Annotated in this window: 22 protein-coding genes and 1 pseudogene; 13 read left to right on the top strand and 10 right to left on the bottom strand. The window is 67.5% G+C overall.

Translation table 11 applies throughout. The features are described from left to right. Positions 1 to 280: 280 nt before the first annotated feature. Positions 281 to 940, top strand: a complete 660-nt coding sequence (locus SALPAC6_RS0121880; protein WP_018255456.1) for an acVLRF1 family peptidyl-tRNA hydrolase — start codon at positions 281 to 283, stop codon at positions 938 to 940. A gap of 187 nt (positions 941 to 1,127) precedes the next feature. Here the strand turns inward: SALPAC6_RS0121880 and SALPAC6_RS0121875 are convergent, their stop codons facing one another. From SALPAC6_RS0121875 to SALPAC6_RS30525, 8 genes are all read right to left on the bottom strand, one after another. Then, positions 1,128 to 1,637, bottom strand: coding sequence for a Pycsar system effector family protein (locus tag SALPAC6_RS0121875; RefSeq protein WP_018255455.1), 510 nt, complete (start codon positions 1,635 to 1,637; stop codon positions 1,128 to 1,130). Then, positions 1,634 to 2,410, bottom strand: coding sequence for a hypothetical protein (locus tag SALPAC6_RS0121870; protein ID WP_018255454.1), 777 nt, complete (start codon positions 2,408 to 2,410; stop codon positions 1,634 to 1,636). Before SALPAC6_RS0121870 ends, SALPAC6_RS0121875 begins: the two co-directional genes overlap by 4 nt. 1 nt (position 2,411) lies before the next feature. Beyond that, complete coding sequence (locus SALPAC6_RS0121865; protein ID WP_018255453.1) at positions 2,412 to 4,466, bottom strand: hypothetical protein; 2,055 nt, start codon at positions 4,464 to 4,466, stop codon at positions 2,412 to 2,414. After that, positions 4,463 to 5,284: a hypothetical protein gene (locus SALPAC6_RS0121860; protein WP_018255452.1), complete on the bottom strand. Its 822-nt coding sequence runs from the start codon at positions 5,282 to 5,284 to the stop codon at positions 4,463 to 4,465. Before SALPAC6_RS0121860 ends, SALPAC6_RS0121865 begins: the two co-directional genes overlap by 4 nt. Positions 5,285 to 5,394: 110 nt before the next feature. Beyond that, positions 5,395 to 6,066, bottom strand: coding sequence for a Crp/Fnr family transcriptional regulator (locus SALPAC6_RS0121855; RefSeq protein ID WP_018255451.1), 672 nt, complete (start codon positions 6,064 to 6,066; stop codon positions 5,395 to 5,397). Beyond that, a complete protein-coding gene (locus tag SALPAC6_RS30535) occupies positions 6,056 to 6,910 on the bottom strand; it encodes a hypothetical protein (RefSeq protein ID WP_018255450.1) in 855 nt (284 codons plus the stop codon). The genes SALPAC6_RS0121855 and SALPAC6_RS30535 overlap by 11 nt, the downstream gene beginning before the upstream one ends. A 16-nt stretch (positions 6,911 to 6,926) precedes the next feature. Further along, positions 6,927 to 7,226, bottom strand: a complete 300-nt coding sequence (locus tag SALPAC6_RS30530; RefSeq protein ID WP_018255449.1) for a hypothetical protein — start codon at positions 7,224 to 7,226, stop codon at positions 6,927 to 6,929. Beyond that, complete coding sequence (locus SALPAC6_RS30525; protein WP_223874451.1) at positions 7,227 to 7,907, bottom strand: DEAD/DEAH box helicase family protein; 681 nt, start codon at positions 7,905 to 7,907, stop codon at positions 7,227 to 7,229. Between the two features lie 405 nt (positions 7,908 to 8,312). Between SALPAC6_RS30525 and SALPAC6_RS26540 the strand changes: the two genes are divergently transcribed. Together SALPAC6_RS26540 and SALPAC6_RS28400 are read left to right on the top strand one after the other, a co-directional pair. After that, positions 8,313 to 9,338: a YunG family protein gene (locus SALPAC6_RS26540; protein ID WP_080636173.1), complete on the top strand. Its 1,026-nt coding sequence runs from the start codon at positions 8,313 to 8,315 to the stop codon at positions 9,336 to 9,338. A gap of 43 nt (positions 9,339 to 9,381) precedes the next feature. Beyond that, a complete protein-coding gene (locus tag SALPAC6_RS28400; protein ID WP_397540898.1) occupies positions 9,382 to 9,594 on the top strand; it encodes a DUF1737 domain-containing protein in 213 nt (70 codons plus the stop codon). Between the two features lie 321 nt (positions 9,595 to 9,915). Here the strand turns inward: SALPAC6_RS28400 and SALPAC6_RS0121840 are convergent, their stop codons facing one another. Both SALPAC6_RS0121840 and SALPAC6_RS0121835 read right to left on the bottom strand, forming a co-directional pair. Next, positions 9,916 to 11,220, bottom strand: a complete 1,305-nt coding sequence (locus tag SALPAC6_RS0121840; protein ID WP_026189955.1) for an MFS transporter — start codon at positions 11,218 to 11,220, stop codon at positions 9,916 to 9,918. After that, a complete protein-coding gene (locus SALPAC6_RS0121835) occupies positions 11,217 to 11,690 on the bottom strand; it encodes a GNAT family N-acetyltransferase (protein ID WP_018255445.1) in 474 nt (157 codons plus the stop codon). Before SALPAC6_RS0121835 ends, SALPAC6_RS0121840 begins: the two co-directional genes overlap by 4 nt. A gap of 68 nt (positions 11,691 to 11,758) precedes the next feature. On the opposite strand from SALPAC6_RS0121835, the pseudogene SALPAC6_RS31085 reads away from it, so the two are divergent. From SALPAC6_RS31085 to SALPAC6_RS0121790, 10 genes and pseudogenes are all read left to right on the top strand, one after another. Continuing rightward, a pseudogene (locus SALPAC6_RS31085) lies at positions 11,759 to 11,847 on the top strand (TetR/AcrR family transcriptional regulator); the annotation flags it as partial. A 1,469-nt stretch (positions 11,848 to 13,316) separates the two neighbouring features. Then, a complete protein-coding gene (locus tag SALPAC6_RS0121830) occupies positions 13,317 to 15,974 on the top strand; it encodes a phosphoenolpyruvate synthase (protein WP_026189954.1) in 2,658 nt (885 codons plus the stop codon). Then, positions 15,971 to 17,656, top strand: coding sequence for an AMP-binding protein (locus SALPAC6_RS0121825; RefSeq protein ID WP_018255443.1), 1,686 nt, complete (start codon positions 15,971 to 15,973; stop codon positions 17,654 to 17,656). Before SALPAC6_RS0121830 ends, SALPAC6_RS0121825 begins: the two co-directional genes overlap by 4 nt. Beyond that, on the top strand, positions 17,653 to 19,326 hold the full coding sequence (locus SALPAC6_RS0121820; protein WP_018255442.1) for a hypothetical protein: 1,674 nt from the start codon (positions 17,653 to 17,655) through the stop codon (positions 19,324 to 19,326). The genes SALPAC6_RS0121825 and SALPAC6_RS0121820 overlap by 4 nt, the downstream gene beginning before the upstream one ends. After that, a complete protein-coding gene (locus SALPAC6_RS0121815) occupies positions 19,326 to 19,586 on the top strand; it encodes an acyl carrier protein (RefSeq protein WP_018223718.1) in 261 nt (86 codons plus the stop codon). The genes SALPAC6_RS0121820 and SALPAC6_RS0121815 overlap by 1 nt, the downstream gene beginning before the upstream one ends. Beyond that, positions 19,583 to 20,683: an SDR family oxidoreductase gene (locus SALPAC6_RS0121810; protein WP_018255441.1), complete on the top strand. Its 1,101-nt coding sequence runs from the start codon at positions 19,583 to 19,585 to the stop codon at positions 20,681 to 20,683. Before SALPAC6_RS0121815 ends, SALPAC6_RS0121810 begins: the two co-directional genes overlap by 4 nt. Further along, entirely contained in the window at positions 20,680 to 21,660 is a 981-nt protein-coding gene (locus SALPAC6_RS0121805) for a nucleoside-diphosphate kinase (RefSeq protein ID WP_018255440.1), read from the top strand. Before SALPAC6_RS0121810 ends, SALPAC6_RS0121805 begins: the two co-directional genes overlap by 4 nt. Beyond that, on the top strand, positions 21,627 to 22,565 hold the full coding sequence (locus SALPAC6_RS0121800; RefSeq protein WP_026189953.1) for a UbiA prenyltransferase family protein: 939 nt from the start codon (positions 21,627 to 21,629) through the stop codon (positions 22,563 to 22,565). Before SALPAC6_RS0121805 ends, SALPAC6_RS0121800 begins: the two co-directional genes overlap by 34 nt. Next, positions 22,565 to 23,452: an LLM class F420-dependent oxidoreductase gene (locus SALPAC6_RS0121795; protein WP_018255438.1), complete on the top strand. Its 888-nt coding sequence runs from the start codon at positions 22,565 to 22,567 to the stop codon at positions 23,450 to 23,452. Before SALPAC6_RS0121800 ends, SALPAC6_RS0121795 begins: the two co-directional genes overlap by 1 nt. Further along, complete coding sequence (locus tag SALPAC6_RS0121790) at positions 23,449 to 24,408, top strand: AfsA-related hotdog domain-containing protein (RefSeq protein WP_018255437.1); 960 nt, start codon at positions 23,449 to 23,451, stop codon at positions 24,406 to 24,408. Before SALPAC6_RS0121795 ends, SALPAC6_RS0121790 begins: the two co-directional genes overlap by 4 nt. Positions 24,409 to 24,488: the final 80 nt, after the last annotated feature.

Here is a 24,488-nt window from a genome sequence, read left to right as displayed (position 1 = left end):
GCCTGCGTCCCGCTGGTGCCGCGTCCGCTCCGGTGCCGCGCCGCCCAGCAGGTATCGGCCGTACGGTTTGGCAGCAGGTACCGGCTCGTGACGAACGACTTGACCAGCCCAGTGAGGATTGCGGTTCGTGGACGATTGAGACCCCGGACGGCCGCGGAACATCCAGGGTCACCAGCGTGGTGGCGCCCGGTCAGCCACCCGAGCGGCACACCCCTCAACCGAAACCCATCGCCTTCACAATGTGGGTGCAGGCCGGCCGTTCCCGATAGGTGGTGTTCACATGGTCAAGGCGCGACCAGCCGCGGGCGGCGGGCGGTGGGTGGAGATCTCACCGGAGCGGATTCGTGGTTGGCTCGACGGCTTCTACAGCCGCCACGACGGCGCCACCGAGCAGGGTCTCGTGCTGACCGGCACGAGCAACGGTGATACCGCCACGCTGTACCCGCCGCCGGGGCTTGCCGAGGCGAAGGATGTCGACACGCTGCTGGCCGGCATCATCCGACCGCCCCGGATCGCCGTACTGCTGGCCCGTAAGGGCGCAGTCGCCGCCGGCGTCGCGGACGGAACGACCATCACCGTCTCCAAGGTCGAGCGCTTCTACGTACAGGGTCGCACCGCGGCCGGCGGTTCCTCGCAGCAGCGCTACGCACGTCGCCGCGCCAACCAGGCCCAGGCTGCTACTCAGCGGGCTGCGGACATCGCCGCGCGGATCATGCTGCCCCATGCACCCGGTGTTGTCGCCGACCCTCACGATGCAGTCAGGTCCCTGGTCTGTGGCGGCGACCGATCGATGATCGAGGCGATACTGACAGACCGGCGTCTGTCGCCACTGGCGCTGCTGCGTCATCCACACCTGCTCGAATCCGCCGAGCCCCGTCTGGCCGTCCTGGCGGATGCGGCGGTGGCGGCCAGACGGATCCGCGTCCATCTGATGCCATGACCACGATCAGGTCCAGCAGGTCGACGACGACCGACCAGGATGATGCACGACGACCCAGCAGCGCCGGACCTGTACGTGATGTCCCGTAACCCGCTCACCCTGCGGCACGAACGGGTACCTGAGGTTCCCCCGGTACCTCGGGGACGCAATGCATTCCGCCCCCATGTTCAACGACACTGCCGACTCGTCAGACCAGCCCGGCCATGAGCCAGGCCAATACCCCGAGCACCAAAAGTCGGATCGACCACGTGACATAGGAGAACTTGCGACTCGCCACCATATGCGCCGCCCAGACGTGTCCCGCCAGCATCCGGGCGGTGGCGTTGTCATCGACTGTGGTTGCCAACCACGCGTCGACGAATCCCTGGCTGTTGCGTCCGTAACGCTCGGCTACGTACGCGAAGTGGTGCAGCGGCTCCGGCGCAGCCGCCTGTCGTCGCGGCATCAGCGTGTGCAACGCGAGGAGCGCACTCGTCGCGGCCGCTACAGCGGAAAATACCGGGAGCATTGGCGACCAGGCCGGACCCGTCACGGTCAGGGAGTCCTGGCCGGACCACAGGCTGCCACCCAGGAGCCCAGCGGCGGCAAGGACCGCGGCCGCCTTTACGTCGGCGAACCGAATGGTCTCGTGTAATTGCTGGAGGGCGTTCCATCCCGCTTCGCTCTGCGAACCGCAGGAGCGGAGCGCCCCTGTCACGACGCGACCCGGTCACTCGGGTCCCCCAGCTGGCTGGCGAGGTCCGCGCGGTCGAAGCTACGGAACACCCGATCGAGCTGGCCGATTAGGTGCCGACGCTCGTCTGCACTGAGCCCGGCGACGAACTTTCCGATGAGCACACTGACCGTGTCCTCCTCAACCTGTGCGGACGCAGTCACATGCCCACTACTGCCAAGTTGAGCGGCGATCGTATCGAAGAGCGGATCTGTCATGGATCGAAGATCGGCTGGGTGGTGGAGATGCCAGTACATCCGAGCTAGGTCCGGCCTGCCGAAGATCTCGTCACGCAGCCACCGAAGCTGACGCAGTTCGTCTCCACGACGCTGTTCTTCCAGAGTCTGGCGTCGTTCGGCCTCCTCCCAGGCGTTGGTCACGGCAAGCGCCTCGGCAGGCACCGTGATCTGGACACGCAGATGGGTGAGGACCAGACTGGTCTGCGGCACGGCAACCTCGGTAACGCCCCTAGCATTGATGAGATCAGCCAGGTGACTCGCTACCGTGACGCGCCGGGGGGCGGCCCACCGGGCGAGGTGGTCCCAAACAAAGGCACGAACCTTGGCCTCGGCCTCCGGTTCACGTCCCCGCCACTCAACGGTCACCTCCGCCTGAAAGTCCGCGCCGGGCAGCGCGCTAGCGAGCGTGGCCTGAAACGTGTGTGACGGGGACGGGAACGGGAACGGGAACGGGAACGGATAGTGCATTTCATACCCGGACGGCCGCTCCTGGAAGATGCCCCGCAAGAAATTACGCATCTCATGCTCCTACGGTGAGTGGATCGACCTGGTGCAGGCTCTCGACGACGTGGTCACGCACGTCACGCCGACCTGGGTTGGTCACGTCGCAATCGACCGGCTGCCACGCGAACGTCAGCTTCGAGAGGCGCACGAGCCGGCGGGTCCCGCCGTCCCCACGACGCACCACGTCCCCGAGGAACTCGACAATCCGGATCCGACCAGCCTCGGAACGGAGCGCCGCGTCGAGTAGGCTCTCGCCGAACTCCGTACGGGCCCTATCGACCTCGGACTGATCGAAGAGTCGGGCCACGGCCCCGACGAGCCCGCTGCGCAACGACTCGTCATGCCAGGTCACCAACACGGGATGAGCCTCACTATGGGCGAGCGCCGCGAACACCGCCCACGCTGTTTCCGTGCGACCACCAGGTTCCCCTTCAGACCAGGTGGTAAGCACCTCGACGATCCGACGGCGTAGCCGGGGTACCTCCCAGAGCCGACTCACCGCCGTCACGATGGCATCCCGGACGACCGGAGAGTCACGGTGGGCAATGTGGCTCAGACGGGTCAGCGATACCCGGGGATAGAGCCGGGCGAGTTCACCTGAGCAGACTTCGGCGATGGTGCAGAGGGACTGGTCACTCGCACGCTCCAGGCGCGACCAGCGGTAGAGCAGGCTCCGCACGTCAGCTCCCACCTCATCGCTCATGGCAGTGGCCGTCAGGGCCTGCACCACGTGGGGCCGCAGATTCGGCCGGCCGGTCCAGCGATTCAGCCACACCAGTGGGCGGGTGTCCCGGGTCCGTAACACGATGACGACCAGATTCCCGACAATCCGTTCCGCCAGCCGGGTCTGCCGATGGTCGTTCCGTCGTAGCGGCAGGTCCATGGCCCACTCCCACAGCTTCTTGTGGAACCAGGCTGAGCGGTCACCGTGCACAAAGGTCAGCACTGCCGCGCCGTAATTCGCTCGCTCGAATCGGAGCCCACCGTCCACCACCTCAGCTTTGATCTCGCTCATCAGCGCCCGAAGTCCGGTTTCGGCGAGCCCGTCTGAGCGGGCGGAGGGCAGGTCACCGAGCGTCCGCCCGAGCGAGTTGACCGCATCCAGCACCTCTGCCGGTGGCTCTCCCTCGAGCAGGGCGGCTGCGACGAGAAACAGCCGATGCCGGACACTCCTGGCTACGCTGAACCAGTTGGCCAGGACGTCGTCCCAGTCACCGTAGGCCCCGCACACTTCCTCGACGAGCTTCGTCACCGCATACTCGGGGTGGTTACGGAGGGCGGTCACGATGATCCCGGTAAGCCGCATAGCGTCCATCACCGTGGCTCGGGTCAGCAAGTCGCCGATGGTGGGATTCCCGATGAGGAAGGAAGCGTCGACAGCGTGCATCGCACACTCGCGACGGATAACCTCCGCAAGGTCTGGGGGCGGGACCTGAACGATGGGGGCGGCCCCGACGCTGCCGGCGGCGGCCCAGACGGCTGTGGTCGCCGTAACCACCAGATTCGCGTCCAGGGTCGCCAGGTGCGCGGCGTGGGCCTGCAACCGGCGGCCCAGGTCGGGGCTCACCCGTTCCCGCTGGTACGGCAGACATAGCAGGTACGTCACCCCCCGTTCCGCCGGAAGCTCCGCCGCCGCGAACGGGCGCCCCCGCTCCTCGTCGATCAGAATTTCCTCCAATCGCCGCCCCGTCTGGCTCGACTCGTACAGCAGCGCGACCGCAGCGGTCCGCAGCCCGGAGTTCGCCGGGCCCAGCATCACCACCCATGGCTGATCGCCGACGAAGCGGGCTGCGGCGGCCCGGTCGAGAGTGAGATCCTGTTCCTGGCTGGCCAGTCGATAGCTGCGTGGCGCGAGTGACTGCACGACCTGCTCGACATAGGCCCGTAGCAGGTGGTGCCGGCGAATGGCTTCGTTGATCAGCTTGTTCTCGACGAAGGTCTGGTGCACTCCCCCGTGCACGGTGCCGCCGGTGACCACCTGCCCGACGTTGATGCCGCTGACAGCCTCCGGGTAGAGGTCCTCCTCGAGCCGCTCGTCCTCGGCGAGAGCGACGGTCTCCTCGGGGCTCACGATTGGCTCCCGAGGGGATTGCCGCCGAAGGACTGGTGCACTCCGCCGTGCACGGTCCCACCCCCGACCACCTGCCCATAGTTGGTGCCCACCGGCTGCTGCGACGGCTGGTGGGCGAGCCCTGGTGGGGACGGAGACTCCGATGCAGGTTCCGCTTCGCTCGTCCGGCCCACCGGCCAGGCGCCCGACGGGGTGGGTAGGTGCAGCCACGCACGCTGCGCGAATGCCTTGCCCTCCACCCGGGCCTCCACGTCAACGAAGTGGTCCGGGTGCAGACCGGAGTAACCAGCACTGATCACGTCGTGGAAGACCCGGTCCGAGACGATCATGGCAACCAGGGTGATGCGCGGTTTGGCACCCGTGAGCGCACTCTTGACCACCCCGGAGTCCAGGAGTCGGTGCGTCTCGTTACGTGCCGCCCCATTACCCCCCTGCCCCACTGCCGCCGGGTCGGTCGGCAGGGGACCCACATGCAGGCTCACCCGCAACCGTAGCGGCTCCTCGCCCCGGTGTTGGCGCCGGTGGTCGTCCAGACGACTCTGCAGCATGGCCGGAAAGGGATGTACGAGATGCGGGAGTATCCGGGTGGGTAAGCCCACGGCCAGGCCGTCCCCGGTCGGTCCGTAGAAGTCGGGACTCGACCACTCCGCGTCCAGCCCGGCATCCCGCATCGCGTCCCCAACGAGCCGGTGAATGGTGCGGGAGACGTTCTCGTGCGTACAGCCGGGCAGGTCTGTGAAGCCCTTCGCGTCGACCGCCAGCACCGCGCGGTAGGGCGGTAGTGGGCGGGACTGCTCGAACGGGGGTGACTGCTCCATGTCGCGTTCCCTTCGCAGGCGGCCGGACGAAGGCAATCGTGTCCGGCCCGCTCGGGTAGCGCTGCCCACCACTGTGCACAGCGGAGGTGACGTGGCTATCAACCACTGCGCTATCCGGCCAGCCGGTGCAGTGCATCGACGTCGAGGATCGATACCCGCATGCGGTGGGTGTCCAGCACGCCTTCGGCGCGGAGAACCCCGAGCGCGAGAACGACGGCGTTCCGGGACGCGCCGATGAGCTCTGCCAGATCCTGTTGTGGCAGCTCGAAGGCGCGTTGGCCACCGGCGGTGTCAGCCGTCACATAGAGCCGGAGCAGTGCCCGGGCCAGGCGCTGCCGTACCGGAAGAACAGCGATCTCGGTCCGCTGGACGTCAGACTGTCGGAGACGGTTGACGGTATACCGGGCGTAGGTAGCGGTGACGGAGGGGCGTTCGATGAACCGTTTGAAACTCGCCCCTGGGACCACCCGGACCACCATCGGGGTCAACGTCGACACCGTGCCCGAGCGGCGGCCACCGTCCATCACCGCCAGATCGCCCACGACGTCGCCAGCCCCGCGAATCGTCAGGATCGCGCTCTTTCCCGCTGCTTCGCCACGAACTACCTTGACCGCACCGCTGAGGATCACGTAGACGTGCACCCCCTCGTCGCCCTGTCGGAATAGCGGGTAGTCGGCAGCCATGAGGCACCGGGAACCGAGCGAGCACATCGCCACCCAGTCGGTCGGCGAAAGGAGAGAAGCGAGACCGCCACTGCTGGCGTACAGGTCGTCAACGTCCACGCACAGAAGGTAACGAGTGATTTTCCTCCGGCCCACCCTCAAGCCGGCCCCTCCGCCGGAACCGCGGCATCGCGTTAATAGTGCGCGGCTGGCGTAGGGCGCTGGGGTGCAGGTTCGTCGTGTACGCCTGCAACCGGCGAAGCTTCGTCAGGTCCGGGACCGGCGCCTGGCGCAGTTCCTCGATCAGTTGCTGCAGCTCACGCCGCAGTTCCGGTGTTTCGGCCCCTTGTGGCGTCACCACACTGATCCCGTCGTCGCTGATCATCCGGAACGCCAGCGTCCGATCCCGCCGCTTGTCGCTCGCGTCAATCGGCCCGTCGGCAACTGTCTCGAACTCCCACCGCCGCCGGGCCTGCTGGATGCGCTGCCCGAGGTGCTGATCGTCCTGAAGATTGAGCAGTTCGTACACGTTGCGGTAGTAGCGTCCCAGCGCCATCAGGTCGTCCGGGTCGGCCTTGTCTGGTCCGAACTGGCGTCCGGTGCAGCCGACCAGTGTCTGGTATGTGCGCGGCTGCCCGCCGTCCTGCGGAGCGAACACGACCACCCGTCCGCCATCGGTCATCCGCCCCTCGCGGTTGGCCCGCCCGGCTGCCTGAAGCAGCGAGTCCGCCGGCGCCAACGCACGAAACACCACCGGGAAGTCGACGTCTACCCCGGCCTCGATCAGTTGGGTGGCCACAAGCAGCACATGCTCGCCCCGACACAGGCGTTCCCGTACGGCTTCCAGCACTCGCCGCCGGTGGTCCGGGCACATCCGGGTGGACAGATGCCACGCCACATCGTCCGCACCGGTCTCACGCCACCGGTCGTACACCGTCTTCGCGTCCGCGGTCGTGTTGACCACGACCAGCGCAGCCTGCTCAGACGCAGCCTGGTCGCCGATACTGGCCCAGTGCGGGCTTCGGGTCGAGCTGCCACTCGTACCGCACTCTCCGCAGATCACTGACCAGCTTCGGCGTGTCGTGGATCAGGTCCGTGCAGGGCAGGTCCTTGAACTCGTTCAGCGCCCAGAAGCTCGGCTGAGTCGCCGAGGAGAGCAGCACAGTCACGCCGAAGTGGAACACGAGCAGCCGGATTCCGTCGAGGATCGGGGCGAGCATCGCGTGCGGTAGTGCCTGCACCTCGTCCAGCACGATCACCGAGTGGGCCAGCCGGTGCACTCAACGCATCGCTGACGGCTTGCGGGCAAACAACGACTCGAAGAGCCGAACGAAGGTCGTGACGACGAACGGCGCATCCCAGTTCTCGGCCGCCAGCCGCGCCCACCGGCCGGCTCCCGGGTCGTCGAAGTCGACCTGGCTGTGGTGTTCGAGAACGACCTGATCGGCGCCGTCCTGGTCGAGCAGCCGACGGTAGACAGCCGCGTTCTGCTCGGTGATGGTGGGGAACGGAACCGCGACGATCACCCGACGCAGGCCGTGCTTCTCCGCATGTCGCAGTGCGAACCCGCCGCTCGCGAGCGTCTTCCCGGCCCCGGTCGGCGCACCGAGGCGGAATACACCACGCTCTCGCTCCGCCGCCTCCAGGCAGTCGGCGTAGACCCGCTCCCGCAGACTCCCGACCGGAGTACCACCACGGCCCGCGAGTTCGTCGCGCCGCCGTTGCTCGAACACCGTGTAGAGGTGCTCGAAGTCGGCACCCGGACGCACCCGTGGGCCGGACAATCCCTGAAAGTGCGCGCTGGTGTCCAGGCTGTCCGCGTCGACCAACGCGCTGTAGCACAATCGCAGCGCCATCTCCCCGACCAGCAGATCCCGCCACTGAGCCGGCACCAGATGATCGCCGAGAGAATGCCACTGACTGCCGGCAGGACCAGGGCTGTGCGCCCGGAGAGAAGTCACACCGGACACTATCGAAATTCGCGAAGATTGGTGAGTCCTCTCGCCGACAGCAGCGTCCGGCTTTCGAAACGACGCGGGCGTTCGATCCATAATCGCCGCCCTCGACCTGGCCACCGGTAAGCTGCGCTACCGCATCCACGACCGCAGAAGTCGGCACGAGATCCGGGCGCTTCCTCAAGGCCCTGCGCCGCTGTGGACTCGACCAGGCCCTGCACTGATCGTCGACACTTCTCGTGGGCGCTGCGCTGTGCGGAGCGGCGGAGCTTGCGGTTGGTCCGGCGAACCAGCATTCGACCAGGGTTGCGCCCGCTGCCGGAGGTTGGTGACGTGTTCAGGCTGCTCGATTGCGACCTCGGTCAATTGGTCGTGTGCGAACTGTCGTACCGCTGCGTCAGGGTCCCGGGCATGGTAAACGTAGAGCTGCTGCGACCCGTGATCCAGGCGGCGTGGGGACCCGACACATGCGATCCAGTCGACCTGGCTGACTGGCGGCCCGGGAACCCAGCCCGGGGCCAGTGCGGAACAACCGCACTGGTAGCCCAGGAGCTGCTGGGCGGCGAGCTGATCCTCGGCGAGGTCCACGTTGATGGCCTGAGGACCGGCTACCACTGGTGGAACAGGCTCCCGGACGGCACAGACCTCGACCTGACCATCGGGCAGTTCCAACCCGGTGAGATCGTCACCGGCGGCACGGTCCTCCCCCGCCCACCTGGAACACCGTTCAAGCGCTGCCGCGGCCAGTACGAGCTGCTCCGACACCGGGTGCTCAGCACACTGGCCGACAAGCACCCGAGACTGAGTGTCGACCGTCCCGATCTGGCAGGCCAGGCACGCAGCGACGCCCCCAACGATGCCGTGCCCATCCGGCCAGACGAACCGCCGATCCGCATCGCCGTGGTCGCGCTGACTGACCCGACCGGTGCGGTGCTGCTTCAACTCCGCGACCCGCACGCGGCGGCCGAGCCCGGCCAGTGGACGCTCCCTGGCGGGCACGTCGAGGCCGGCGAGACTCCGGCGCAGGCCGCCACCCGGGAATTGGCCGAGGAAACCGGCCTGACCGCGAGCCTCCGCCCACTGTGGCAGGACCTACGCCCGAACCTGACCGGCGCAGCCTCAGCCGCCGAACTACACGCCTTCACCGGCACCACCGAGGAGACGACGATCATGCTCGGCGAGGGCCGTCCAGCGCGGCTCGTGTCAGTCAGGGACCTACCCGAGGTGGACCTGAGCCCAACGGCAGCCGCCGTACTGTACCGGCTTCTCACCGGCGCCGCCGAAGCGCCGGCAGACACCGATCGGTCATGGCGCTCGCTCAGCCGAGACGCGCCAACACCCAACGATATCTCTCCAAGCGGGACACCCTGCGCGGCCATGAAAGGAACCGGGTCAATTGCGCCGGCCTCGCCACGTACGTGCACATCGGGCGCTTGACACGGGTCGGCTGCACCCCCACGGGTCACGTTTCGCCTCTGGCATGCTTACTGCTATGACTGACCAGCCGCCGAATGGCCTGCCGAGCTACCGCCTGCTGACTGGCCCGGACGATGAGAAGTTCTGCCACAGAGTAAGCGAGGTCCTCAATCTCGGGTATCGCCTCCACGGCAGCCCAGCGGTGACCTTCGACGGAGTACGAGTGATCGCCGCGCAAGCCGTTATCTGGCCCGGCACTACCACAGGGCGAGTTTAGCCTGGGTCCGTGGACAGTCCTCGGGTTGGATCCCTTAGCTGGATTGAGTCGATCTTGGATGGCTGAGGGGGCGGCTGTTCCACGCCGTCTCGGCTCCAGAGAAGCATCCCCTGTCCACGGATTTAGGCTGAGTCTGTCGTTGACCGAGTAGGTGACGCAGGAGCAGGTCCGGACTGCCGCCAGGGATCCGGACCTGGCTCGCGAAGACGTGCTGTGACGCGGCGTCGGCCAACGTCGCGCGCTGCCATGGAGCGGGGACGTGCAGACCCCGCGATAACGGCGGCCAGGATCCCGGCAATGAGCGCCCTCCTTGACCGGGGGCTACCGAATTCCCGCAATTCTCCCTTGGGTGCGCTGACGGCCCCTGACGGCCAGGAGTGTGCCTGCCCCCGCCGAGGTGAAGACGGCGGCCAGCACAAGCCAGCCGATCGCACCATGGGTGAGTGCGGTGGTGGTGATGACAAGGGGAGCGAGCATGGCACCCGCGGCGACGCTGGCTTGGTTGACTCCCTGATATGCACCGGCAGAGCTTCTTGGTGCGAAGTCGAAGGCCAAGCCCCAACTGCCGATCTCGGCGGTGACCTCGCCGATGGTGTGCACAACGGCGGCACTGAGCAGCAAGCAGATTGCGATGACTGTCGATGCGGTGGCGGACGCCGAGTAGACGAGGCAGGCCAGCGCGAGAGTGAGTCCCGCTATGTGAACGGCTCGGGCGCTACGGCGAATGCCATGAATGCGCCTCGCCAGGGGGGTTTGGATAGCGACGACGAGGGCGGTGTTGAGAAGTAGCACCAACGTGACGGTGACGGGGGGCGCTGAGGTGTGTTCGGTGATCCACAGTGGGACGCCGACGGTGAGGAGGCCGGCATGCATGGCCAAGAGCGCATTCAGCCCGCTAACGGCCAGATAGCAGCGGTCCCGCAACGGTGATGATCCTGAGCGGCTCGCGGGCACGGCGGCACACGCCTCGTCGTCGCGCGCACGTGCGGCGAGTTGGCTGCGGATGGCCAGCAGAGGCCAGACGGAGACCAGGACAAAGGTCCCGGAGCCCAGGATCGCCATGATGTAGCCGACCGTGGTGTCGGCGAGCAGGGCCAGTCCACCGCAGACCGTGCCGACGCCCATGAAGACATTGATGACCACGCCGAGGCGAGCTCGGACGAGGACGCGCTCGGCGCCGGTGAACGCATGTGCCAACACGGTGGCCCGGGCGGCGCCCTGAGCGGCTTTGCTGGCGACGGCGACTCCGGCGACCAGGGTGAATGTGGTGAGGGTGGTAGTGGTGGGGTAGGCCAGTAGGGCCAGCCCCTGGCTGGCGGTCGTGGTAACCAAGACAGCCGGTGCGCCGATTCGATCTGCGGCGCGACCGGCGACGAACGAGGCGGCGATCGCGATCGCGCCAGCAATGGTCAGCCCGAGGCCGACCTGGCCGACGCCCAGGCCGACCACCCTGGTGAAGAACAGGGCGCTGACTGTGTAGAACACGCCGTTGCTGAACGAGGAGGCCATGGCTGATGTGGTCAGTGCCGCAGCGACTGGGTCGGCTGGTCGCAGCGTCGTAGCGGAGCTGTGGACGACCGCACCCCACGGCCTGGACGCCGGACGTGAGCGGCTCGGGGCGGTCACGAGTGGGTCGGCGGGCCGAGGGTGCGTGCGAAGCACACCGACTGAGTGGCGCCCACGTAGGGGCCGAAGTTGGGGATTGGGTCGTAGCCTTCACGCTCGTAGAACCGCACAGCCTCGGGCTGTAAGGTTCCGGTCTCGAGCACAAGCTGGCGGATGCCGACGTGGTACGCGCGTGCTTCGAGGTCGCGCAGGATCGCCGTGGCAACGCCGGTGCCGCGGTGTGCGGGGGTCACGTACATGCGTTTGATCTCCGCCTTGTCCGGTGCGAGCATCCGCAGTCCGCCACAGCCGACGGCAGCCCCGTCCGGCTGCCGGGCGACGACAAAGACGGCCATGTCGTCCGCGCTGGGCGCGACACCCGGTTCGTGGTCGTCGTTCCCGTACCGGGAGTCGAGTTCCGCACGTTGCGCGGCGCGCAGCCTGGCGGCGTCCGGCGCTTTCCATGGCTCAGGGGTAACGAGCACGTCCATCCGGTCCTTCCTTGTTCGTAACAAGCGTTACCGTAGCAGTTGTTACCGTAACACCTGCTACGGAGGCCGTGTTGGGTGTGACGGTTCGACAGGGAAGGCGGGACAGCTCGTACTCGTGATGTCCAGGCCCAGCGGCAACGACTGTCGGCTGCCCAAGGTTCCCTCGGCATCTCGGACATGGTGATGCCCCCCGGGTTGGGGCTGCTGTACCGGCAGGTGACAGCTGAGATGGCCTGCCCCGTGGGCGGGCTGGAAGGATGCCCCTGCGCCCAAGCCTTACCCCCGAGCGTTCCGTGATGACGTCGTGCGTGTCGCTCGTGGCCGCGAGGCGGGAGTGACGGGCGGGCAGACCTACCACCGGTGGCGTTCCCGCCGCGGCGGGGTAAGGGCGGCAAGGCCGGTCCGCCAGTGCACAGCGATCGGTACGCCGCAAACGTCCGCCGAGCTTGTCGGGCAAATCCATCGACCAATTTCGCTTATTGATGAGGGGGGGAAGGACTGCGGCACGCCGCGAGCAGTTACCGGTGCTGCGGTAAAGCCGGAAGCGTAAGTCATATTTCCCGCGAAGGGGCCTGGTTTCCCCGGACCCACACGAGCGACCGCGACGCCACGGTGACACAGGTCACCCGACTTCAAATAGTTACCGTTCGTGTCAGGCCATTACCCCCGATCTCCGTAAACCCTCCGCAGAGTCACAGAGAGTGAAACTTTGTGAAGCCGATGTTTCTGCAATGTTAGGTCGAAACTGAGAGCGCTCCGTCAGCATCTAGCAGCGATTAGAAACCAGAGCGGGTTCGCTGTAATATTGCTTCATCACAGGCACCATTGCCCGTACCGCACTCGACGCGATATCAACACACATCATGCCGCCGTAGAAAGTGATTCATGCCACAGGGGGGTTGAGCATCGAATGGCGGAATCCACAATCATTCACTCCGTCGATGCTAGCCATTTTGACCGCCATGGTAAATCAATCCCGACCTCCCTCCCGAACTGGACCAAGAACAAAGGAAAGCAATATGTGAGCTGGCATGTGCGGGAACCTCGCCGCCTCAATGACATACGCCACAGTGGTACACCTGTGGGACACGCAGACATCCACGGTTGGTACCAAACCTTGCTCCTGCCAGGCACGCCGCGAGGGCGACACCGGGAGGGCCCACCGCGTTGCCCACACCCCGCCCTCCTGTCGAGTTCGGCAAGAGTGACGAACACCCTTGGAATCAAGGTTCACGCCCGCCTCTCCGCCCCAGGTCTGGTCTTCCACCACGTGAATCAGGCACCCGCGGAACTCGGTGCATCCCTCATGCGTACTCAGATAGAGCCAAAGACGATCAAAAGATAGGTCCGGCAGCGCCTGCCGCCGACGTCAAGATTCTGAGTTAGATCAGCCGAATAACCGCCGGCGACGCGCACTGATCCAGCCAATCCAGCACACCGGCCGACCCGCGAACCGAATTCCCGTGCGACGGGAAAACGAATCCGTGCCACGAATTAATGTGCTCGCCTTTCGACCGCGAGCCGCTTGACTACTGCTTCGTACGGGAGGGTGTCGCAAGGGCTGCCGTAGACGCAGCACCCAGGGGGACAACGGATGCCGATCAACAGACTATCCGAGGAGGAAGGATGTCAACTGTCGCCATTGAAACCGACGTTACGGAATGGCGAGCTATGGGGGCGAAGGCGTCCAAACTGGCGGCGATGAGGAGTCTTGACGTTCGAGTTCCGCGCTGGAGCGTGATTTCCAGCGATATCTTCACCGCCTTTCTGGAACACGTCGAGGGCATCGACGTATTGCTGACCCGGAGTGCCGACGAACCGGAGCGCGTCGCGGCCGAGATCACCCGACGGATGCGGGCGACCGTGATCCCGGACCACCTCGCCGGCCCAATCCAGGCGGCGTACCAGGCCGCCGGCGGCGGCAGTGTCGCGGTGCGCTCGTCGGGCCTGGAGGAGGACGGCGACACGTACTCCTTTGCCGGCCAGTTCGACACCTTCCTCAACGTCAGCGAGGCCGACGAGGTCCTGGACCGGGTCAAGGACTGCTGGGCGTCGGCCTTCTCAGCACGCTCGCTGACCTACCGGCTGCGCAACGGCCTGTCACTGCACACAACCGGCATGGGCGTACTCATCCAACAGATGGTGCACGCGGAGGTTAGCGGCGTGATGTTCACCGCCGATCCGGCGACCGGTGTCGGCGACCGGTACGTGGTCAGTGCTGTCTACGGTCTCGGCGAGGGCATCGTCTCCGGCGCTGTGGATGCGGACACCGTGACCCTCGAGGCGGCCACCGGTGTGGTTCTGGAGACCGAGCTCGGCGACAAGTCTGAGCGCTTCGAGTCCGCGCCCGGCGGTGGCGTCGAAGCCATCGAGGTACCGGACGCCGACCGTGCGGAGCTGTCGCTCGACCGGGTCGACCTTGGCACGTTGTGGGAGGCCGGACGCGCCATCAGCGACGCCTTCGGCGCACCGCAGGACATCGAGTGGGCGGTCGCGGACGGCCAGCTGTGGATCCTGCAGAGCCGACCGATCACCACCGTGCCGACCACGAACAGGCCCGTGGGTGAGCTACGGATCTGGGACAATTCGAACATCGTGGAGAGCTTCCGGGGGATCACGTCCCCGCTGACCTTCACGTTTGCCTCGAAGGTCTATGGCGCGGTGTACGAGAGCTACGCGCGATCCCTACGCGTGCCCGAAAGGCAGCTCGCGCAGATGCAGGAGTGGTTACCCACGTTACTCGGCAGCTTCCACGGCCGCGTCTACTACAACCTCGTCAACTGGTACCGCCTACAGCGGATCGCGCCCTTCTACGATGTCAACCGCAAGCTGCTCGAGGTCGCCATGGGCGTGGACGAGGCGCTGCCGGACGAGATCGCCGAAGGGCTGTACCCGTACGAGTTCGACTCGGCCTGGCAACGCCGACGCGCACGAGTGGTCACCTGCACGACCTTCTTCTGGAAGTACCTGCGCATGGACCGTGACGTCGAGCGGTTCGTCGCCTACTTCTACGAACAGTACGCGATCTTCGACAAACGCGACTACGCCGCGATGCCCGCCGACGAGGTGTACCGGGCGTTCCAGGACCTGATCCACAGCCTGAACAGGCGGTGGGGTCCGATGCAGATGCTCGACTCCACGATTCTGCTGTCGATGGGCATCCTCACGATGCTCGGCCGGCGTTGGCTGCCGCACGCCCCCGAGTGGCTGGCGTGGGCCGCCGCTCGGCCCGGCGCCGACGTGGAGTCCGCCGAGCCGGCCCGCGAGTTGGCCGCGCTGGCGGCCACCGTCAAGGCCGACGACGAGTTGCGCCGCCTGGTGACGGAGACCGACCCGGCGGCGATACCCGACGCGCTCGCGGCTGCCGGGCACAACACCATACTCACGGCCGTCGACGCCTACGTGGAGGCGCACGGCTACCGCAGCCCCGACGAGCTCAAGCTGGAGGTGCCGGACCTACACGAGGATCCGTCGAGTCTGTATCTGATGCTGCGCGACGCGCTACAGGCTCCGCCGGAGACAGCGAGCGGCGACAGCGCCCAGGAATATCTCGACCAGCACCTACGGGGGCCACGACGCTGGATCTACGAACTGACCCGCCGCAAGGTGTCACGGTCACTGGCGGCGCGCGAGCGGCTGCGGTTCTGCCGGACGAAGGCGTTCGGCTCGGCCAAGCGGATGCTTCGCGCACTCGGCCGGCACCTGCGGCAGGTCGGGGCGATCGAGCGGTTCGAGGACGTGTTCCTGCTGCGCCTTGACGAGCTTGCCGGGGCATACGAGGGCAAGATCGCTCACGACGAGCTACGCGACATCGTGGCGGCGCGTCGGCGTACGCAGGAACGACAGGCAACGATGTCCGCGCCGCCGCGCTTCCGGACCTACGGCGCGCCCTACTGGGAGGGCAATCTCGAGGCCGCCGGTTGGAGCGTCGGCCGGGCCACCCGCACCGGCGTCGGTGAGCTGCGCGGGACACCATCGTCCCCGGGCGTCACGACCGGACGAGTCGTCGTCACCGCGCGACCTCAGGACGTCAACGGCGGCATCATCGTGGCCTACAGCACCGACCCGGGCTGGGTCGCCGCACTACCGTCAGCGACCGGACTGATCATCGAGCGGGGAAGCCCGCTGACCCACGTCGCGATCGTGGCGCGCGAGTTGGGCGTGCCGACGATCGTCAAGGCCAAGGGCGCCACCCAGGAACTGGAAACCGGCATGACCGTCCGGATGGACGGCGGGACCGGCACGATCACGATCCTCGACGACACGGATGGGACGTCCGCGTGACCACCAGCCTGGACTTCACCGATGTGCGCAACTGGCTGATCGACCCCCGGACCGACAGGGGGATCCGGTTCCTCGGCGACGGGGGCGATTGGGACTACCACTCGTACGCGGACCTGTCTCTCGCGGCACGACGCAGCGCGGCGGCGATGACCGCTACCGGCGCCCGGCCCGGGGAGGTGGTCTGCCTGCTCATGCCGACGAGCTACCCGACGCTCTGCGCGTACTTCGGGGCCTGGGCCGCGGGCCTCACCCCCTGCATGATCACCCCACCCAGCCTCACCAGCAGCACCGAGTACGTCGAGCTCGTCTCGAGCGTTCTGCGTCGGGCGCAACCGGTACTGATGATCACCACCGAGCGCTACCAGGACATCGCCGACTCGGCTCTGGCCGCGGCGGACCTGCCCGGCCGCGCCTTCCTGCACCGGGAGGCCGAGGAACCGGTCGAGGTTCCCAAAGCGGGCCCCGACGACCTGGCGATCCTCCAGTTCACCTCCGGCTCCACCGGCGTCCCCCGAGGCGTGCCGGTCACCTGGCAGAACCTCGCCGTCAACGTCTCCTGCACCCGGGCGTGGAGCGACTGGAGCGAGGACGACTCGGTGGCCTCCTGGCTGCCGCTCTATCACGACATGGGGCTCGTCGGCACCCTACTCGCCGCCGTGTGTAGTCAGGCCGACCTGTGGCTGATGCGGCCCGCGCAGTTCCTGCGCGACCCGGGCAGATGGTTGGAGTGCATGACCCGCGCCACGATCACGGCCGCGCCGCCGTTCGCGTACGAGTACGCGGTGGAACGAATCTCCGCCGAGCGCATCGCCAGCTGGGATCTCTCCGGATGGCGGACCGCGTTCGTCGGCGCGCAGACCATCAACCCCGCGGTGCTCGACAGGTTTGTCGAGGCTACCGCCGCCGCGGGCTTCCACCGCGGCACGCTCACCCCTGCGTACGGGATGGCGGAAACGACGCTCGGGGTGACCGGCACGGACCACGGTGTCCCGCCGCTGGTGGTGCAGGTGAGGCCGGACACTCTGCGATTCGGCCAGCGGGTCGAGCTGACCCGGCAGTTCCGCCTCGGTGAGGAGCCGGTGCCGACACGCAACGATTGGCTCACCGGCTGCGGCGGCCCGCGCCTCGGCACCCGGATCAGCATCGTCGACCAGGGTGGCGTCGAGTTGCCGCCGGGCCATCTCGGTGAGATCAGGGTCAGCGGGGAAACGGTCACCACGGGCTACACCAACGACGCCGACTCCGGCGGCACCCGCTTTACCCCGGACGGCCTGCACACCGGCGACGCCGGGTTCCTCCACGCCGGCCAGCTGTTCGTACTGGGCCGGATGGGCGACAGCCTCAAGGTCCGGGGACGCAACGTCTACGTCGAGGACCTCGAGGCGGCGGTCGTTGAGGCGACCGGCCTGTCCCCCAGTCGCTGCGTGGTGATCAGCGCTCCGGAAACCGAGCGTCCCGGCGTTCTGCTGCTCGTCGAGGGCGGGCGCCGCGGCTGGGAGGGGAACGCCTACCGCACCCTGCGCTCCCGACTGGGTATCGAGCCGCGAATCCGGTTCGCGGTCGGTAACCACGGCCTGATCCAACGCACCACCAGCGGTAAGCCACGCCGTCGTGGAATGTGGCAGCGCCTACAGGAGGGAACGCTGAAAGCGTCGATGGTCGAGCCGGAGGTCCCCGCATGATCCTCGACGAAGCCGAGATCAATTCACTCGCGGCCGAGACGCTGGAGCGTATCGGTCACCCCAGGAGTGTCGCGCTGATCCTGGAAGGCTCCATCGCCGAGGGCTTCGGCAACTCTCGCTCCGACATCGACTTCCTTCTGATCGCCGATCAGGAGGCTGACCTGCCGACGATGCCCACGATCTTCTTCATCGCGGGACGTCGGGTGGAGATCCGCACCCGGTCCATCGGCCAGATCGTGGACCACCTCCAGGAGGTCAACGGGTACGTCGGACGCACCGCGCGCCGTGTCGCCACACTGGACGAGCACCTGCTCAACCGGTGCCAACGGCTGCTCCGAGCGCATGTCGTGTTCCGCCCGGACCTGGTCGAGAGGATCCGTGACCACCTCGCATACGACGACTTCGCCGTCGTCATGACCACGTGGTGGGCGGAACACGCACGGCAGTCCATCCGACACTCGATCGCGCTGCTCGCCCTGGGCCAGGTGGAGTCGGCCGTGGTGTGGGCACGGGCGGGACTCCAGCAGGCAGCCAAGAGCTACCTGGCCCGCCACGGTGAGACGTACATCGAGCCGAAGTGGCTCTCGCTGCAGCTCGACCGGCTCGTCGGGGACCAGCTGGTGGAACGCTACTGGCAGACCATCAACGCGGAGCCCGGTGCCGGCGGGGAGATCGAGCACACGCGCGACTGCATACGCCTGGTCGCGGACCTCGGCGTGCCGGGCTGCACCGAAGATCCGCAACGGCTGGTCGTTGCCCGAGTGCCGGCAGTGACCACCTGGCAGATCGACGACCAGGTGCATCTGGTACGTGACCGACGTGATGTCTTCGTTCTCGGCGACGCCGCCACGCGGGTGTGGCGACGCATCGTCTGGGGACGACCACTCGCGGCGCTGATGGCCGACGCCGAGCGGACGGGCGTCGCCGACCCGGGTGAGCTGATCGCCGCCTACCTCCGGTACGGCCTGATCCGGATCACCTGGCAGGGTGCCCCGATCTCGCCACGGATTCCGATGGCCGCACCGCTCGGCCCCATCACCCCCGCCCCGGCGACCGGCAGCCCGATCCTGGGTATCGCCGGCGCCGAGCCACCGCATCCCCGCGCGATCGCGTTGCTACCGCTGCCGGCGCCGCGCTTCGCCGCCGCCGCGATGGCGCTGATGTGGGGCAACTTCATGATCGAAAACGCTCTGGAGGACCTGCGGGGTGCACTCGACCGCGAACAGTGGAGGGTCGCTGCACTGACCACGGTGCGCGCGGTCAACGGCGGGCTGCGTGCCCTGCTCAGCGCGCACGGTGTGAGTCCGTTGCCGCCGGATCCCGAGCTCCTACACCGACTCGATCTGCTGCCCGACGGGCACTCGCACATCCGTGTCCTCGCCGAACGGCTGTACACGACCGTGGCCACCAGCGAGGAGGACGCCCGGCTTCTGCTCACCCTCCTGCACGAGTACGTGACCAATATCCGGAAGGCCTCGGGCGGTGAGGCGTTCCCGTCGTCGTTCGACTCCGCGGACGGCTGGCAGCGCACCCTCGACATCGGCTACGACCTGCTGCGCCTCGGCGCATATCTGGACCAGCAACTCCCCCTCGACGAGGCGCAGGACCTGCTCTCCAGCGGCGGTGTGCAGCCGCACGCACGGGCCGGCGCCGCAGCACAGGAGACGTGATGGACAACGCGTTCGACGAATCGACCGGCTACGCGATCATCGCCGCAATGGCACCGCACCCACTCCCCCGCGTCGGGGCGGAGACCCACCTGCGCGACGACCTGATGTTCGACTCGATCCGGCTGATCGAGCTGGCGATGGCCCTGGAACGGCAGTTCCGGCTGCCCGCGCTCGACCTGAACGAGTCGGCGGACCTGACGACCGCTGGAGACGTCCTGAACCTGGTTCGGCGGCAACTGAAGACCGGAGGAAGGGCATGAGCAAGCCGAAGCGGATCCTGGTCACCGGGGCGGCCGGCCTGGTCGGCGCCGAGGTCTGCGCCCGCCTGCTGAAGGCCGGGCACCGAGTGTCCGGCCTGGTGCACCACACCCGAGTGCTGATCGCCAACAGCGGCCGAGGCGTTGCGTCGTCGACGGACGACAGGGCGGGCGCCGTACGGCTGGTCACCGGTGACGTCACCGCTCCGCGGCTGGGCCTCGACGACGACACCTGGACGGACCTGGCGAACGGGCTCGACCTGATCGTGCACTCTGCCGCGATCACCGACTTCGGTCACCCCCGGGCGGTCTACCAGGCGATCAACACGACCGGTACGGCACACGTGCTGGAGTTGGCCCGCGAGCGATCCACCCCGCTGGTGCACGTCAGCACCGCCTACGTGTGCGGCGAGCGGGACGGCATGATCCTGGAGTCCCAACTCGATGTCGGGCAGCGGTTCGGCAACCCGTACGAGGAGAGCAAACTCGCCGCGGAGCAACTGGTGCGAAAGGCCGCCGCGGAGAGCCTGCCGACCGTGGTGATCCGGCCCAGTGTCGTCGTCGGTGCCGCCCGCACCGGCGCGGTCCGTGACTTCAAGAACCTGTACGTCGTGCTGAAGCTCCTGTCCGAGGGTCGGATCGGCTCGATCCCGGGCTACTTCGACGCCTGCGTCGACCTTGTGCCGGTCGACCATGTGGCGGCGTTGATCACCGCCGTGGCCGACGACGTCGACCGGGCCCGCGACCGCACGCTGCACGCGGTGGGATCGTCGGTGCGGATGCGCCACATCTCCGATGTGCTCGCCGAGTACCCATCGTTCCACGTTCCCCGCTACATCGCCCCGGCCACCTTCGACCCTGCCATGCTGTCGGACCTCGAACGCGCCTACTGGCACCGGGTCATGTCGCTGTACGAGAGCTACTTCCGCCGCCAGCAGCACTTCGATGACACCGTCGCGGCCGGGTTCCGGGGGCACAAGCGCCTACCCGGCGGACCGAACCACCTGCGGCGGATCATCGACTACGCGGTCAGGGCGGGCTACCTGGGCTCGCCCCTGCCGAGTGTGGCGGAGGCCCTGAGCCGGGCTAACCAGCGGTGAGCAGTATCGCGGCCTACGGACCGCCATTCCCCGAAGGCCTGACCCACGATCCGGACAAGCAGCGCTATCACGGCACCGACAGCTACTTCCTGGAGGCGTACGAGCAGCTGTCCACGCTGACACCCGACCCGGTGCGATTCGCGTACGAGCACGCCATGCTGTTGATGAAGCCGGACGCGGTGGCGTCGCGTTCGATCGAACGTGTCACCGAATGGCTGCGCGATGCGAACTTCCGGATCGTGGCAGTGCGGCGACTGCGGATGCACCGTGAGTCGGTCCGGGCGATCTGGCACTACCAGCTAAACCGGGCGACACCCCAGCGCTGTCTCCTTGCTGACGCGCTGTGTGAGCAGTCCGACTCGTTGGTGGTCCTGGCCCGCCTCACCGAACCCGTCGATGTGCCGGCCACGGTCGCGCTCAGCGTCAACAAGGGACCGGCCGATCCGGCGCGGCGCCGTCCGGGCCAGCTGCGTGCCCGGCTCGGCGACTTCGGCTTCCTCCTCAACCTGGTGCACGCCTCGGACGAGCCGGCCGACCTCGTTCGGGAGCTTGGCATCCTGCTGGACCACCGGGAGCGTCGCGTACTGATCGGCCAGGCACTGGCGAACACGGACCAGCATGATCAGACGACCGCGATAGCCCGCGAGCTGTACGCCGCACATCCCCCGCATGACCTGGACTTCGTTGCCTCGACCCGCCGCCTGACCAGGACTGTGCGGGACCTACTCGCCACAACGACCCTGCCGGACGAGGTACGCCGGGCCCTGTGTCACACACTGGCCTCGACGACCAGCGAACCGGCGAGCTGGGCGCCGCTGGTAACCGTGATCTGGTCGGCGGACCTGCCGCTGACCGGTTGGGACTTCATCGTGGTGGGCAGCCACGCGGTATCGCTTTCCCGCCCACGGTACGGACAGCTACTGGCCGGAGCCGATCCCGGCCGGTGGCGGTCTCTGGCCACCGTGGCAGCGTCATGAGCAGCGCCGTCGGGCAGGCCCCGGCACTGCTGCGCTACCGCGCGTTCCTGGGCGCTGTCTTCGCGCCGGGAGTGCACGTCACCTACGGACTGCTGTGGGCATGCGCATACGAGGCCGCCGCGGTCATGGCAGCGGGTGGCGTCTGGCGGCCGTCGGTCGGGTCACTGGTCCGGGCCATGACGATCATCGTGGTCCTGCTTCACCTACGGCTCGCCGACGAGCGCATGGACGAGTCGTACGACCGGATCCACAACCCGGACCGTCCGCTGATCACCGGTCTGGTCAGCGTGCTCGAGCTGCGCCGCGCCGGTTGGGCGACGGCCGCCCTGGCGATCGTCATCAACGTTCCGCTCGCCCCCTGGTCGGCGGTGGCCGTGGCGCTCCTCGTGGGCTACACCGCGCTCATCACTCGGCTCACGCTGCACTCGCCGAGACTGCGTGACCGGGCGCTGCTCTACATCGTCGTGGCGTACCCGGTGCAGCTGCTGATCGGCGTCTACCTGTACACGTCCGTAACCGGCGCGGAGACGGTACAGCCGGGAATCCGCCCAGCCCTGCTGATCATTGTGTTCGCCGCCGCGTTCCTGCACTTCGAATTCGCCCGCAAGACAGTACGCGATCCCGACCCGGGGGCCCGGACATACTCGGCCACCGCACTCGGGGTCACCGGCAGCGGTGTACTCACGCTCGGTTGGGCCCTACTCGCGTGCGCCCTGCTGGCCGCGATCACCGAGCCGTGGCAGATGTCGGTCGCGGCACACCTGCCCTACGTGGCTCTCGTCTTCCCGGTTGCGGGCGCCTTCTCCTACCTCGGCGGCAGGGAGCAGAAGTGGCCCACGTCGCTCGCCATGCTCTATCTGATCGTCCTCGACGCGGCGCTCGTCACCAGTGGGTGGCTCGGATGATGGAGATCGGCGTGGTCCTGCCCCAAGGCGAGCTGCACGGCGGGCCACGAGCTCTACGCGAGTATGCGAGCGCGGCGCAGGAGCTGGGATTCCGACACCTTCTCGCGTATGACCACGTGCTCGGTGCCGACCCAGCCGGGCATCCGAACTGGCAGGGTGTGTATGACGCGGATGATCCGTTCCACGAGCCGCTGGTGCTCTTCGGCTACCTCGCGGCGGTGTGCGAACTCGACCTGGTGACCAGTGTTCTGGTCCTGCCGCAACGGCAAACCGCGCTGGTCGCCAAGCAGGCGGCCGAGATCGACCTGCTCTCCAACGGCCGGCTGCGGCTGGGGGTTGGCATCGGCTGGAACGCGGTGGAGTACGAGGCTCTGGGCCGGCCCATGCGGTCTCGGGGTGAGCGGCTCGACCAGCAGATCGACCTGTTGCGGGCCCTATGGACACACCGGTCGGTCAGCTTCGAGCACTCCGGGGAACGAATCGTCGCGGCCGGGATCAACCCACGACCGAAGCGACCGATTCCCATCTGGATAGGCGGCACCAGCGCAGCTGCCTACCGCCGAGCGGGCCGTACCGGCGACGGCTGGATGCCCCGCCTCCAGCCCGGGCCGGAGCTCACAGCGGCCCGGATGATCGTGACGAAGGCGGCGGAGGAAGCCGGTCGACCCCCCGAGGCGATCGGCATGCACGGCCGGGTCCGCTACATCGACGGCGGCGCGGTCGGTGTCGCCGCAGCGGCCCGGCGGTGGCGTGAAGCCCGCGCCACACACCTGGCCGTGAGCACGCTCGGCGCCGGGTTCACGTCGCTCAGCGAACACCTCGAAGCGCTCACCGCGATCGCCCACACGGGACTCCTCGACGAGAACATGGAAGGGCCCCACCGATGACCGACACCCGGCTACTGACCCAACCTCACACGACCGTCGAACCGGCGGCTGTCCATCGTCGTCATGCTGACACCGCCTTCCTCGCCGATATCCATCCGAACGGCACGAGCGGATATGTGGCGACGGCGTTGCTGCCCGAGAGACACGCGTACTACGCAGCACACGTCGCGGAGGCGAATCGCCGTCTCGATCCGATGCTGCTACTGGAGGCCTGCCGACAGGTCGTCATCTACATCGGCCACAACGGCCTCGGCCTGGCCGACGACACCCAGTTCCTGATGGACTCCTGCGAGATGTCCGTGCCGGCCGACGCGTATGTGCAACGACCCGACGGCGGCTCGACCAAGCTGACGATGCACGTCACCGTAACGGCGGTCCGGGTCGGCAGCCGGCTCCGCGCGTTCACGTCCCGGTGCGAGCTGTCACTCGGTGGTGTGCGGATCGGATCAACAGTCATCACCTCGTCGGTCGTGACCCCGGCCGCCTACACGCTGCTGCGCCGCCGGGCTCGGGGCGGGTCGCCGCCACCTTGGTCCGACCAACTGTGCCCGTACCTGGACGGGGCGGCTCCCCCCTCGACCGTGGGCCGCCTGGTACCCGCCGACGTGCTGCTGGCCGAGGTTCGCACTGATGCGAGTGAGACCAGCGCGCGGGTGCTGCTGCCCTTCGATCACTTGGGCTTGTTCGACCACCGGCTGGACCACGTCCCGGGGACCCTGCTCGTCGAGGCGGCCCGTCAGCTCGGCACCGCGCTCAGTCCCGAGCCACACGCGGCGGTGATGACCGGGCTTGCCGGCACGTTCGACACGTTTGTCGAACTGGACGCTCCGGTGCACCTCGTGGCCCGGCCAGGCACGACCAACGGTGAGCGGTCGGTCGAGGTGGTGCAGGGCGGCACCGTGCGCGCTGCGATCAGAGTTGCTACCGCCCGGGCGTCGAGCGGGTTGCCACAGTGACCATCGATCACCTCCTCTCGACGATACGGCCTACGTAGCGAGGAACAGCGCTTCGGACCGCATCATCGGCGACCAGCACC

The organism is Salinispora mooreana (genome assembly GCF_000379065.1).
Lineage (GTDB): Bacteria > Actinomycetota > Actinomycetes > Mycobacteriales > Micromonosporaceae > Micromonospora > Micromonospora mooreana.
This window is presented reverse-complemented; position numbering and strand designations above follow the sequence as displayed.